Raw genomic sequence first — 12,936 nt, forward strand, 5'->3', positions numbered from 1 at the left:
CATGCGCATCCTTAAAGTGATTTCGCTGCTGCTCGATTACCCGACCGAGACCCTGGTCGCCGGCCGCGACGAACTGGAACAGGCGATCTTCCAGGCGCGGGAGATCAGCCCGCGTCAGCGCGGGGCGCTGTTCGAGCTGCTGGAGCTGATCTGCAACAACGACCTGATGGATGGCCAGGAGCACTACGGCGCGCTGTTCGGCCGTGGCCGCGCGCTGTCGCTGCTGCTGTTCGAGCACGTGCATGGCGAGTCGCGCGACCGTGGCCAGGCCATGGTCGACATGCTTGCCCAGTACGAAGAGGCGGGCTTTGCCATCGGTGTCAAGGAGCTGCCGGATTACATCCCGCTGTACCTGGAATACCTCTCGACCCGCGACGACCTCGAGGCCCGCGAGGGCCTGGCCGATGTCGCGCACCTGCTGGCCCTGCTCGCCGCGCGCCTGGAGGAGCGCGAGAGCGCCTACGCCAGTTGTTTCCGCGCGCTGTTGCAGATCGCCGGTGCCGAACCGCACCAGGCCGTGGCCGACCTGCGTGAACAGGTCGCCGCCGAGCAGCGCGACGACTCCCTCGAAGCCCTGGACAAGATCTGGGAAGAGGAGGCGGTGGATTTTCTCAAGGCCGAGCAGCAGGAACGTTGCAGCGCGCTGCCAAGTGCGCCGGGTAAAGCCCGGGAAGAAAGCGCGGTACCGCTGCACTGGGTTGATTTTCAGCATCAAGGGCCTGCCGGCGCGCAGGCTACGGAGGTGGGTAATGTCTAAATGGAATCTGTTGGCGTTCGGGGTGTATCCCTATATTGCTCTGGCGGTCTGCCTGCTGGGCAGCTGGGCGCGTTTCGACCTGTCGCAGTACACCTGGAAAGCCAGTTCCAGCCAGATGCTCTCCGGGCGCGGCATGCGCGCGGCGAGCAACCTGTTTCACGTCGGCGTGCTGTTCGTCCTGGCCGGGCACTTTGTCGGCCTGCTGACCCCGGCTTCGGTCTATCACCATGTGATCAGCACTGAAAGCAAGCAATTGCTGGCGATGGTCTCCGGCGGCTTTTTCGGCCTGCTGTGCCTGATCGGCCTGATCATGCTGATTCACCGGCGCCTGACCGATTCGCGGGTTCGCGCCACCTCCAGCACCTCGGACATCCTGATCCTGCTGGTGTTGCTGGCGCAGCTGGTGCTTGGTCTGCTGACCATCGTTGTTTCCACCGGGCACATGGACGGCTCGGTGATGGTCATGCTTGCCGAGTGGGCGCAGAACACCGTGCTGTTGCGTCCGGTGGAAGCAGCGGCCGCCATTGCCCCGGTCAGCCTGGTGTACAAGCTGCATGTGTTCCTCGGCCTGACCCTGTTCGTGCTGTTCCCCTTTACCCGCCTGGTGCACATCGTCAGCGCACCGGTCTGGTACCTGGGACGGCGCTATCAAATCGTTCGGCAGAAAATCTGAGGAGGTTGTCATGTCAAGCGGATGTGGATGTGGCGGTGGTAATGGTGGTGGCGGTGGTTGCGCCTCTTCAACGGTCGTTGAACCCGAGCTGGCTGTAGAGGCGCTGGAGGTCTCAGCGCCCGCGCAGTTGATCGCCAGCAGCGAACAGGAATGGCCGATCATCAGCGTCAATGCGGTGCCGATCAGCCCTCAGGCGATGGCCCAGGAACTGCAGTATCACCCGGCAGCGGACCGTGAGGAGGCGGTATTCATGGCTGCCCGCGCCCTGGTGATCCGCGAACTGTTGCAGCAGCGGATCGCCGAGCTGGGCCTGTCGCTGCAGGTCGGCGCGGGTGAGAACGAAGAGGAGGCGGCCACGCGCTTGCTGCTGGAGTGCGAAGTGCAGGTGCCCGAGTGTGACGAGGCGACCTGCCTGCGTTACTTCGACAGCAACCGCGGGCGCTTTCACAGCGCGCCGCTGCTGGCGGTACGGCACATTCTGCTCGAATGCGCCCCGGACGATGCCGAGGCGCGCAGCCTGGCGCTGACCCAGGCCGAGATCCTGCAGCAGCGTTTGGTGCAGTTCCCCGAGCAGTTTGCCGAGCTCGCATTGAAATACTCGGCCTGTCCCTCGAAGGCGCAGGGCGGGGAGCTAGGGCAGATCAGCAAGGGCCAGACGGTGCCAGAGCTGGAGCGGCAGTTGTTCACCCTGGCGCCGGGGCTGGCCGCCAAACCGCTGGAAAGCCGCTATGGCTGGCATGTGCTCAGCGTCGACCAACGTATCGAAGGCCAGCCATTGCCTTATGAGGCGGTCGCCACGGCGATCCGCACCCAGCTGCAACAAGGCGTCTGGCAGAAGGCGGTGGTTCAGTACTTGCAGACTCTGATCGGTGCTGCGGATATTCGCGGTATCCAGCTACAGGGCGCTGATTCGCCGCTGGTGCAGTAACCAGGTAGGCAAGGGGAATGTGATGAGCACGGTGATGCAGGATGGATTCGGGCGGCAGATCGATTATCTGCGCATGTCAGTGACCGATCGTTGTGATTTTCGCTGTGTGTACTGCATGGCCAAGAACATGACCTTCCTGCCGCGCCAGCAGGTACTCACCCTGGAGGAGCTGCAGCGCCTGGCAACGCTGTTCGTTGGCCAGGGAGTGCGCAAGATCCGCCTGACCGGGGGGGAGCCGTTGATCCGTCCGGGGATTGTCGATCTGTGCCGTCACATTGCCGCCTTGCCGGGCTTGCGCGAACTGGTGATGACCAGCAATGGCTCGCAGTTGCAGCGCCTGGCCCGGCCGCTGGTGGACGCCGGGGTCAAACGCATGAACATCAGCCTCGACAGCCTGGACGGCGAGCGCTTTCGCGCGATTACCCGCAATGGCGATCTCGATCAGGTGCTGCGGGGTATCGAAGCGGCAAGCACTGCCGGGTTCGAGCGGATCAAACTCAACTGTGTGGTGATGAAGGGGCGCAACTTCGATGAGGTGCTGGCGTTGCTGCAGTACGCCATCGACCTGGGCATCGACATCACCTTCATTGAAGAGATGCCGCTGGGCGAGGTAGGGCGTTCGCGGGGTGAGTCGTTCTGTTCCAGTGACGAGGTGCGGGCGCTGATTGCCAGCCGCCATGCCTTGCTCGACAGCGCCGAGAACAGCGGCGGGCCAGCGCGCTATGTGCGCCTGGCGCAGCATGCGCAGACGCGTATCGGGTTTATTTCGCCCAACAGTCACAACTTCTGTGCCAGCTGTAACCGGGTACGGATGACCGTGGAGGGGCGTTTGCTGTTGTGCCTGGGGCAGGAGGATTCGCTGGATCTGCGCGGGTTGTTGCGCCGTTATCCGCTGGATGACCAGCCGATTGTCAGTGCGGTGCAGCAGGCCTTGCGGGGCAAGCCGTTGCGGCATGATTTCGATGCCGGGGGAGAGGTGCAGATTCTGCGATTCATGAATATGAGTGGAGGGTGATGCTGGGAGAAGCACAGTGCAATGCAAAATAAAAGATCGAAGCTGCGCCAATCAGAAGTTTCCCACTGGCGATTGAGAAACGTCTTATTCTCAGGCCGCCCAAGCGATGGGCCTAATACCTCCGGAAAAATGAGATGGAGTTCATGCGTGCCAACCCCTTTGTCGATTGGGGCGGATTGGTTGTCATCCCGGACTCCACTAGTCAACCTGAATGTATCTCCTGGTACAGGGATTTCTGGAGTGGTCATGGCCTCGAACAGCTTCCAAAACGAAGTGCCCAAGGCGCGGGTGAATATCAAGCTCGATTTGCACACTGGCGGTGCGCAGAAAAAAGTCGAGTTGCCGCTCAAGCTCATGATGATGGGCGATTACAGTAACGGCGCCGAGCAGCGTCCGTTGTCCGAAAGAAGCAAGATCAATATCAACAAGAACAACTTCGACAACGTCCTGGCCGAATTTTCTCCGCACCTGAAACTGGCCGTGGAAAATACCCTGGCCAACGACAACTCCGATACGTCCGTCGAGTTGAGCTTCCAGAAAATCAAGGACTTTGAGCCCGAGCAAGTGGCGCGGCAAATACCGCAGTTACGCGCGCTGCTGGCGATGCGCAACCTGTTGCGCGACCTCAAGTCCAACCTGCTGGACAACGCTACTTTCCGTCAAGAACTGGAACGCATTCTCAAGGATGAGGCGCTGAGTGACGAGCTGTGCGCCGAACTGGCCGCACTGGCTCCACAAGAAGATCGTTAACTCATCCCGGTTCGCTGCAAGGAAGTCCTCTCATGTCCGTAGAACATACCTCCGTCGAGTCGCACGGCGCTGCTGTGCTGGCTGAAGAAAATCAAGGCGTGTACGCCAGCCTGTTCAGCAAGATCAATCTCCACCCTGTTGCGGCGTTGGGGAACATCGAAACCTTTCAGAACAGCGAGGCCTTGTCCGAGGCTTCCGCCGATGAGCGGGTGACCGCCGCGGTCAGTGTGTTCCTGAGTCTGCTCAAGCAATCGGCGCAAAAAGTCGAGCGTTTGGATAAAACCCTTCTGGATGTGCACATTGCGTCGCTGGATGCGCAGATCAGCCGCCAGCTTGATGCGGTGATGCATCACCCCGACTTTCAGCGTGTGGAATCGACCTGGCGCGGGGTCAAGTCACTCATCGATCAGACCGATTTCCGCCAGAACGTCCGTGTCGAGCTGCTGGATATCAGCAAAGACCATCTGGTTCAGGACTTCGAAGACGCCCCGGAAGTCGCTCAGAGTGGTTTGTACGTCCATACCTACATCCAGGAATACGACACACCAGGCGGTGAGCCGATTGCCGCGGCCATTTCCAACTATGAATTCGACCGTAGCCCACAGGATATCGCCCTGCTGCGCAATATCTCGAAAGTGGCCGCCGCCGCGCACATGCCGTTCATTGGCGCCGTGGGCCCTGCGTTCTTTGGCAAGGATTCGATGGAAGAAGTGGCGGCCATCAAGGATATCGGCAACTACTTCGACCGCGCTGAATACATCAAGTGGAAGTCATTTCGCGACAGCGATGATGCCCGTTATATCGGCCTGACCATGCCGCGCGTGCTGGGCCGACTGCCCTATGGGCCGGACACGCTGCCGGTACGCAGTTTCAACTACATCGAAAGCGTCAAAGGTCCTGACCACGACAAATACCTGTGGACCAACGCCTCGTTCGCTTTCGCCGCCAACATGGTGAAAAGTTTCATCAGCAATGGCTGGTGCGTACAGATTCGCGGGCCGCAATCAGGTGGCGCGGTGACCGACTTGCCGATTCACCTCTACGACCTGGGAACTGGCAACCAGGTGAAGATCCCTTCGGAAGTGATGATTCCAGAAACCCGTGAATTCGAGTTCGCCAACCTCGGTTTCATCCCGTTGTCGTATTACAAGAACCGTGATTACGCGTGTTTTTTCTCGGCCAACTCCACGCAGAAACCGGCGTTGTATGACACCAGCGACGCGACCGCCAATAGCCGGATCAACTCGCGCCTGCCGTACATCTTCCTGCTGTCGCGCATTGCCCATTACCTGAAGCTGATTCAGCGCGAGAACATTGGCACGACCAAAGACCGGCGCTTGCTGGAGCTGGAACTGAACAAGTGGATCGGTGGCCTGGTCACCGAAATGACCGATCCGGCCGATGACCTGCAGGCCTCGCATCCATTGCGCGAAGCCAAGGTTGTGGTTGAAGACATTGATGACAACCCGGGCTTCTTCCGCGTGAAGCTCTATGCCGTGCCGCACTTTCAGGTGGAAGGCATGGACATCAACTTGTCGTTGGTTTCGCAGATGCCCAAAGCGAAAGCCTGAGCCGCAGCGTAGGAACGAACAGCATGAAGATCGACCGCCCGCTATGGGTCGCGGGGGCTTTGCTGTCCCCGCAACAGTTCCAACAACAGGCGCGCTGGGACGCCTGGAACGACGAGTGTCTCGCGCAGTTGTCTCTGGTACACCCCTGGGGCGTGCGGGCGGTGGCGTTCGACCTGGATGCGTTGCGTCTGGGCAAACTCAAGGCCGCGCACCTGTGTGTGCGGCTGGCCGACGGTACGTTGATCGACACCGATCAAGTGGATCGTCTGCCACCGGCACTGGAGTTATCTGGTTTGCTCGCTGACGACACCCAGAGCGCAACCTTGCTGCTGGCGTTGCCGCTTGAGCATGCCAACGGCAACAACTGTGTACTGGATGGCGCCAAGGCTGAGCGCCCGACGCGCTTTCGCCAGGATTGGCGTGCGGTGCAGGACCTCTATGGTGATGAAACTCAATCCATCGCGGTGCTCGAGCATCAATTGAGCCTGCGCCTGGACAGCGACGATAACGGTGACTATCTGTGCTGCCCGGTAGCGCGGCTGGTGCGCGACGGGCAGGGCGGTTGGAGCCTCGATAGCGCTTACATACCGCCTTTGCTCAGCTTCGGTGCTCACCCCGGTCTGCTGACGCAACTGGATAACCTGCTGACTCAGTTGTCTGCCAAGCGCCAACGGCTGATGGGCATGCGCCGCGAAAGCAATCAGCGCATGGCTGATTTTGCCGTAGCCGACGTATCGCTGTTCTGGTTGCTCAATGCATTGAACACCTACCAGCCGGTACTGGCTGATCTGCAGGCGCATCCGGCACGCCATCCCGAGCAGGTCTACCTGGAGCTGGTCAAGCTGGCCGGCAGCCTGACGACGTTCTCGCTGGAGCACGACCTCGACAAGATTCCAGCGTATCGGCATGAACACCTTGAGGCTGTGTTCCCGCCGTTGATGAGCACCATTTCCAGCTTGCTGGAGGCCAGCCTGCCGTCACGGGTGATTACGCTGGAGCTGGAAGAAAAGGCGGCCAACCGTTGGCAGGTCAGCCTCAACGATGCCCGTCTGCGCGAGCCTGATGGTGCTGATTTCTATCTGTCGGTGCGTTGCCAGTGGCCGGCGGCGCAGTTGCAGAGCCAGTTCCCGCGGCTGTGCAAGGTGGGGACCCCGGATGAAGTCGATCACCTGGTCAACGTCGCCCTCGATGGTGTGCCGTTGCAGCCGCTCAGCCACGTGCCCGCGGCGATTCCACTGCGTCTCGAGAACCAGTATTTCGCCCTCGATATCAGTCATGCCAAGGGCCAGGCGATGTTGGCTGAAGGGGTCTGTGCGCTCTACGTTCCGGGCACGCTGAACGACTTGAAACTTGAACTGTTCGCGGTGCTGCGGGCATGAGCACTAGGGCCAATATGCAATCCAACACGGTGGTGGATATCGATGTGCTGTTGCAGGACAGCTACCTCTTGGTGGTGGAACTGCGCCAGGGCGCTTCGGCACAGGACAGCAAGGCCTTGTGGGCACGTTGTGCGCAGCAGATCGAGCACGTCCGGGCTTGCCTCGATAAGGCTGGGCTGAGCGAACGCAGCATCGACCATATCTGTCACGCCCAGTGCGCTTTGCTGGATGAGACAGTGCTCAGTTGTGCCAAAGAGGATGACCACAGCAGCTGGGCAAGCAAGCCGCTGCAGGCCGAGTTCTTCAACCGTCACCAGGCCGGTGAGTCCTTGTATGAAGACATGCGTGAAGTGCTGCGTGCACCAGCGCCTGATCTGCATGTGCTGACCGTCTTCCAGCGGGTACTGATGCTGGGCTTTCAGGGCCGCTATCGCGCTATCAACGACCCCGAGCGTGAGCAGCTGCTGACCACGCTCAACGCGCAGGTCGCACCGTTGAGCCTCGATCAGATGCTGACCACCAGCAGCACACGCGGCGGGCGATTGCCTGGCCGTCGCTGGCTGCAATCACCGCTGGCGCATGTTCTGTTGGCGGGCGTGCTGCTCGTCGGCGTCTGGTGGGGCCTGGACTATCAACTGGGCCGTGTCATCGCCACGCTCTTTCCCGCTTGAGCGTAAGGAGTTCAGATGACGCTTAAGCTGACGCGAGGCCTCTGGCTGTGGGCAGGCGCACTGATGCTGGTGCTGTTGATCCTCCTGCCGCTGGCAGCATGGATACGCGTGTTCGCAATGCTGGCCGTGGTGGTCGTTACCGTTCTGGCGTGGCGCCGAGCTGGGCGTCGCGTGCTGCGCGAGCGCGAGGCCATGCCTTTGGCCGAAGGTGTCACGTTGCCAGCGTCGACCTACCGACAGCCCGTGGTTCTGGTCTGTGGTGACGGGCTCAAGGACCTGTTCGGTCAGGTTCCGCTGGATCAATTGGCGCTGCATTTGAGCGAGCAGGGCTGCTACCTGCGAGTGGCCAGTTTCGATCAACTGTCACGGGTGATCGACAACGTTCTTGCGCACCGCCCGCATTGGCGGGAACAACTCAGTGTGCTGTTGGTCGCCAACCCCGGTGAGCATACCGATAGCGCAGCGATGTCCGGGCGGGTGCGTGCGTTCCGTCATCAGCTGGCACTGGCGCGCCAGCGTGGCTTGGCGTTGCCGCTGCTGCTGGCGAGTTATGTACCGAGCCAGGCAGGCGAGTCAGCCTGGTTCAGTTGGGAATCGGCTATGAGCAGCCCGTGTGTCTACGAAGCGGGTGCGCGCACGGGCCTGACGGATTGGCAGCGGCAAACAGATTCGAGCACCTATGCGAGACGCCTGAGCAGTGGCATACAACTGAGTGCTGGCGCGCAGTGGCTGGCGGCAACGGTACTGCCGAATTTTGTCTCTCGTGTCGCGCGTGACCCGGCCTGTGTCGCGGTGGCGTGTGGCATCACCCTGGTACCGGCCTTGGCGCACACCGTGGACGCCAGCCTCTGGCAGCAATGGCTGCGGGAAAGGACCGCGCTCGCTGAAGCGGCACCCAGGCTGCGCGAGGGTCCGACGTCATTGCCGTTCCCTGATCCGCTGTTGCAGCTGCTCCCGATCCAGACCGGCGGCGCGCCGGTTCGTCGTGCAAGCGTCATTGCGCTGTGGTTGTTCAGCGTGGCAGCGGTGATCGCCCTGCTCAATTCGGCCTGGCAAAACACGCTGCTGGCCCGCCAGGTGAGTGATGACTTGCGGGGTTACCTGGCCATTGCGCCATCCACACATCCTGGCTTACCAGGGGTCGCCCAGCAGCAGACGGCGTTGGCCGTTTTGCGCGCTGATGCCCAGCGTCTGGGTGAGTACTACCGCCATGGTGCGCCATTGTCGCTGGGGCTGGGGCTGTACCGTGGCGAACAGCTACGCGAGCCGCTGCTGGCGGCAATCGCTGGCTACCGTCCACCCATAGATGTCCCGATCCCCAGCAGCAATGCGCCTGGCCCGGTGCGTCTCGACAGCCTGGCGCTGTTCGACAGCGGCCGCGCCACGCTCAAGGCGGGCTCGACCAAAGTGCTGATCAATGCCCTGGTCAACATCAAGGCGCAACCGGGCTGGCTGATTGTCATTGCCGGCCATACCGATGCCAGCGGTAGCGCCGAACACAACCTGCAGCTGTCCCGCGCCCGTGCCGGCGCGGTGCGCGACTGGATGCAGCGCATGGGCGACATTCCCGACAGCTGCTTCGCCGTACAGGGCTTCGGTGCCAGTCAGCCGATCGACAGCAATGACACCGAACAGGGGCGTGCGCTCAACCGCCGCGTCGATATCCGTCGGGTGCCGGAAGTGGGGGCCTGTGCGCTACCCACCGCGGCGTTGGGTAGGCAACACCTGCCGCATTCCGCGGCGTTCAATTTCTAGGAAAAGGAGCTTCACATGGCAATTCCCGTTTACCTGTGGCTGCAAGACGACGGCGGTGCAGAAATCAAAGGTTCGGTTGACGTGCAAAAGCGCGAGGGCAGCATCGAGGTGGTGTCCCAGGACCACAGCCTGTACATCCCGACCGACAACAACACCGGCAAGCTGACCGGCACGCGGGTGCATACCCCGTTCCTGTTCGCCAAGGAAATCGATGCTTCCAGCCCTTATCTGTACAAGGCCGTGACCACTGGCCAGACCCTCAAGAGCGCCGAGTTCAAGTGGTACCGCATCGACGACGCCGGTCAGGAAGTCGAGTACTTCATCACCAAACTGGAGAACGTCAAGGTGGTGAAAGTCGCGCCGAAAATGCACGACATCAAAGACCCGAGCAAAGAGAAGCACAACCACCTGGAGCAGGTCGAGTTGCGCTACGAGAAGATCACCTGGACCTACAAGGACGGCAACATCATCCACTCCGACGCGTGGAGCGAGCGTCAGAGCGTTTGACCTGAGCAGGACAGCGGACAGACGCCTGTCCGCTGATTGCCGATGGGTCGGGTTGAGCGTCCTGTTGCGGGCGCTCAACCCAACACACCGGGATTCAAGCCGAACCCCCTGAGCTAGGACGCCCCTGTATGGCATATTCTTCCACCCGTTTGCTTCGTCGCCTCAACCCTTGTTGCGCCCAGGCGCTCAGCGCAGCTGCCACGCTGTGCCAGAGCCGTGCGCACGCGCAGATCAGCATCGAGCACTGGCTGCTCAAGCTGTTGGGACAGGGTGAGAGCGACCTGACCCTGATCGCCCGCCGCTACGAATGGGACATGAATGCACTGTGGAGTGGGCTGCTTGAGCACCTCGACAGCCTGCCGCGCAGTGTGCAGGGCAAGCCGCAACTGTCCGGCAAGCTGCAGCAGCTGATCAAAAACGCCTGGCTTCGGGCTTCGCTGGACGACAACCGCGACCAGCTGCGCTCAGTGCACCTGCTCGGCGCCTTGCTGGAAACGCCGGGTCTGCTGGACTGTGATGCCGCCTGGCCGTTGCTCAGCCTCAGTGAGGCACAGCTGGAGCAGTTGCTGCCGTTGCTCGATCAGCATTCCGACGAGCGCCCGCAAGCTGCGCAGCAACCGGACTGGCCCGCAATCGAAGCGCACCAGCTGGTCGCACCGCCGGCGTCCCGGTCGCCAGGGCATGAGGCCTCTGAGGGGGGGCTGGCCAAGTACACCCAGGACATCACCGCCAAAGCCAGGGAAGGGCAGATCGACCCGGTGTTTGGCCGCGACGACGAAATCCGTCAGGTGATCGACATTCTCAGCCGTCGGCGCAAGAACAATCCGATCCTGGTCGGTGAGCCAGGGGTCGGCAAGACGGCCCTGGTTGAAGGCCTGGCCTTGCGCATCGCCTTGGGGAATGTGCCCGACAGCCTCAAGCCGGTCAGCGTTCACACCCTCGACCTGGGTTTGTTGCAAGCCGGTGCCGGGGTCAAAGGCGAGTTCGAGCAGCGCCTGAAGAACGTCATCGATGCCGTGCAACAGTCGCCGCACCCGGTGCTGTTGTTCATCGACGAGGCCCACACCCTGATCGGCTCCGGCAACCAGGCCGGCGGGGCGGATGCGGCAAACCTGCTCAAACCGGCCCTGGCGCGCGGCGAACTGCGCACCATCGCCGCCACCACCTGGAGCGAATACAAGCAGTACTTCGAACGTGATGCGGCCTTGGAACGGCGCTTCCAGATGGTCAAGGTCGACGAGCCGAACGATGCCGATGCCTGCCTCATGCTGCGCGGCCTCAAGGCACGCTACGCCAGCCATCACGGTGTACATATCGAAGATGCCGCGGTGCAGGCGGCAGTCAGCCTGTCGCGGCGCTATCTGACAGGGCGCCAGTTGCCGGACAAGGCCGTTGACTTGCTCGATACCGCCAGCGCGCGCGTGCGCATGAGCCTTGATTGCGAACCACAGGCCCTGGTCCGTCTTGAAGCCCGAGGGGTAGCCCTGGAGCTTGAGCGCCAGGCGCTGGAAGAGGACGGGCAGCTCAGTGGCAGCAGCGCCAATGAGCGTCTGGCGACCATCGCTACGCAGTCCGCTGAACTGCGGCGGCACAAAGCTGTTCTGCAGCAGCAATACCAGCACGAACTGGAACTGACCCAGCAACTGCTCGACGCTCGCCAGGCGGAACCGCCGCAACGCGAAGTCTGCGCCCGCTTGCAACAGCGCCTGAGCGAGATCCAGGCGCAGCAAGCCCTGCTTTCATTAGATGTGAACGCGCGCAGTGTGGCTGAAGTCATCGCCGACTGGACGGGTGTGCCGCTGGGGAGCCTGCTCAAGGACGAACAAAGCAACCTGCTGGCGCTGGAGCAACAGCTGGGCGAACGGGTCATCGGCCAGGACCCGGCGCTTAGCGCGTTGGCGCAGCGCTTGCGGGCGGGCAAGACCGGCCTCACCGACGACAAGGCACCGCTGGGCGTTTTCCTGCTGGTGGGCACCAGCGGCGTCGGTAAAACCGAAACCGCCCTGGCCCTGGCCGACTGCCTGTTCGGCGGCGAAAAGTCGCTGATCACCCTCAATCTTTCCGAATACCAGGAAGCCCACACCGTCAGCCAGCTCAAGGGTTCGCCGCCAGGCTACGTCGGTTATGGCCAAGGTGGCGTGCTCACCGAAGCGGTGCGGCAACGGCCCTACAGCGTGGTGTTGCTCGACGAAGTGGAGAAAGCCCACCGCGACGTTCTCAACCTGTTTTACCAGGTCTTCGACCGCGGCTGCATGCGCGATGGCGAAGGGCGGGAAATCGACTTTCGCAACACGGTCATCCTCATGACCTCCAACCTCGGTAGCGATGAGTTGCAAGCCTGTCTGCAGGCGCAACCCGAGGCGCCGGACAGTATATTGCAGGAGCTGCTGCGACCGCTGCTGCGCGAGCACTTCCAGCCGGCGTTGCTGGCACGTTTCCAGACCCTGATCTACCGCCCGCTGCAGGCCGAGGCGCTCAAATGCATTGTCGAGCTCAAGCTGTCCCAGGTCGCCCGTCGTCTGCAGCGTCACTACGGCCTTGAGTGCCAGATCGATGGGCAATTGAATGACGCCCTGGTGGCTGCCTGCCTGCTGCCTGATACCGGGGCGCGCAACATCGACAGCCTGCTCAACCAGCAAATCCTGCCGGTGCTCAGCCAGCAGCTGCTGCAACGTCAAGCCGCGCGGCAGAGCACTCACCGTGTGACGTTGGGCTACCACGACGAGGAAGGCATCACCCTGCATTTCCGTGATGCCCTGGTCGGCGTGGAGGCCTGAACATGCTCAACGAACTACGCACTTTTTTCGACCACAGCCGGCACAAGCTCAAGGTGCGCGGCGTCGATGCCGAACTCGACATCCTGGCCTTTCAGGGCGACGAATATCTCAGCCAGCCGTTCAAATACCTGATCGAATTCACCTCCACCGAGC

General features: G+C 61.8%; 11 protein-coding genes. All 11 read left to right on the forward strand.

Annotated elements, in window-relative coordinates; all coding sequences use genetic code 11:
• The first annotated feature begins 1 nt into the window (after position 1).
• The 11 genes from narJ (at position 2) to tssH (ending at position 12,783) form a co-directional block, all read left to right on the forward strand.
• Positions 2-757: a nitrate reductase molybdenum cofactor assembly chaperone gene (narJ, locus tag ACRESH_RS20620; protein ID WP_431743706.1), complete on the forward strand. Its 756-nt coding sequence runs from the start codon at positions 2-4 to the stop codon at positions 755-757.
• The gene (gene narI, locus ACRESH_RS20625) at positions 750-1,430 is read left to right on the forward strand and encodes a respiratory nitrate reductase subunit gamma (RefSeq protein WP_431743707.1); all 681 of its coding nucleotides are present in this window, start codon (positions 750-752) and stop codon (positions 1,428-1,430) included. Before narJ ends, narI begins: the two co-directional genes overlap by 8 nt.
• Positions 1,431-1,440: 10 nt before the next feature.
• Entirely contained in the window at positions 1,441-2,358 is a 918-nt protein-coding gene (locus ACRESH_RS20630; protein ID WP_431743708.1) for a peptidylprolyl isomerase, read from the forward strand.
• Positions 2,359-2,380: 22 nt separating this feature from the next.
• Positions 2,381-3,373, forward strand: a complete 993-nt coding sequence (gene moaA, locus ACRESH_RS20635) for a GTP 3',8-cyclase MoaA (protein WP_431743709.1) — start codon at positions 2,381-2,383, stop codon at positions 3,371-3,373.
• 246 nt (positions 3,374-3,619) lie between these two features.
• Complete coding sequence (tssB, locus tag ACRESH_RS20640) at positions 3,620-4,123, forward strand: type VI secretion system contractile sheath small subunit (RefSeq protein ID WP_431743710.1); 504 nt, start codon at positions 3,620-3,622, stop codon at positions 4,121-4,123.
• Positions 4,124-4,155: 32 nt separating this feature from the next.
• Entirely contained in the window at positions 4,156-5,694 is a 1,539-nt protein-coding gene (gene tssC, locus ACRESH_RS20645) for a type VI secretion system contractile sheath large subunit (RefSeq protein ID WP_431743711.1), read from the forward strand.
• A gap of 23 nt (positions 5,695-5,717) precedes the next feature.
• Complete coding sequence (gene tssK, locus ACRESH_RS20650) at positions 5,718-7,073, forward strand: type VI secretion system baseplate subunit TssK (protein ID WP_431743712.1); 1,356 nt, start codon at positions 5,718-5,720, stop codon at positions 7,071-7,073.
• Positions 7,074-7,087: 14 nt separating this feature from the next.
• Positions 7,088-7,744: a type VI secretion system protein TssL, short form gene (tssL, locus tag ACRESH_RS20655; protein WP_431743713.1), complete on the forward strand. Its 657-nt coding sequence runs from the start codon at positions 7,088-7,090 to the stop codon at positions 7,742-7,744.
• 15 nt (positions 7,745-7,759) lie between these two features.
• Entirely contained in the window at positions 7,760-9,499 is a 1,740-nt protein-coding gene (locus ACRESH_RS20660; protein WP_431743714.1) for an OmpA family protein, read from the forward strand.
• Between the two features lie 15 nt (positions 9,500-9,514).
• Positions 9,515-10,006: an Hcp family type VI secretion system effector gene (locus ACRESH_RS20665; RefSeq protein WP_191832047.1), complete on the forward strand. Its 492-nt coding sequence runs from the start codon at positions 9,515-9,517 to the stop codon at positions 10,004-10,006.
• 128 nt (positions 10,007-10,134) lie between these two features.
• The gene (tssH, locus tag ACRESH_RS20670; protein WP_431743715.1) at positions 10,135-12,783 is read left to right on the forward strand and encodes a type VI secretion system ATPase TssH; all 2,649 of its coding nucleotides are present in this window, start codon (positions 10,135-10,137) and stop codon (positions 12,781-12,783) included.
• Positions 12,784-12,936 lie beyond the last annotated feature (153 nt).

This window comes from Pseudomonas sp. (assembly GCF_050739775.1).
GTDB lineage: Bacteria > Pseudomonadota > Gammaproteobacteria > Pseudomonadales > Pseudomonadaceae > Aquipseudomonas.

Coding starts and splice junctions, on each gene's coding strand:
- narJ (WP_431743706.1), top strand. CDS start 2: ATGCGCATCCTTAAAGTGATTTCGCTGCTGCTCGATTACCCGACCGAG.
- narI (WP_431743707.1), top strand. CDS start 750: ATGTCTAAATGGAATCTGTTGGCGTTCGGGGTGTATCCCTATATTGCT.
- ACRESH_RS20630 (WP_431743708.1), top strand. CDS start 1,441: ATGTCAAGCGGATGTGGATGTGGCGGTGGTAATGGTGGTGGCGGTGGT.
- moaA (WP_431743709.1), top strand. CDS start 2,381: ATGAGCACGGTGATGCAGGATGGATTCGGGCGGCAGATCGATTATCTG.
- tssB (WP_431743710.1), top strand. CDS start 3,620: ATGGCCTCGAACAGCTTCCAAAACGAAGTGCCCAAGGCGCGGGTGAAT.
- tssC (WP_431743711.1), top strand. CDS start 4,156: ATGTCCGTAGAACATACCTCCGTCGAGTCGCACGGCGCTGCTGTGCTG.
- tssK (WP_431743712.1), top strand. CDS start 5,718: ATGAAGATCGACCGCCCGCTATGGGTCGCGGGGGCTTTGCTGTCCCCG.
- tssL (WP_431743713.1), top strand. CDS start 7,088: ATGCAATCCAACACGGTGGTGGATATCGATGTGCTGTTGCAGGACAGC.
- ACRESH_RS20660 (WP_431743714.1), top strand. CDS start 7,760: ATGACGCTTAAGCTGACGCGAGGCCTCTGGCTGTGGGCAGGCGCACTG.
- ACRESH_RS20665 (WP_191832047.1), top strand. CDS start 9,515: ATGGCAATTCCCGTTTACCTGTGGCTGCAAGACGACGGCGGTGCAGAA.
- tssH (WP_431743715.1), top strand. CDS start 10,135: ATGGCATATTCTTCCACCCGTTTGCTTCGTCGCCTCAACCCTTGTTGC.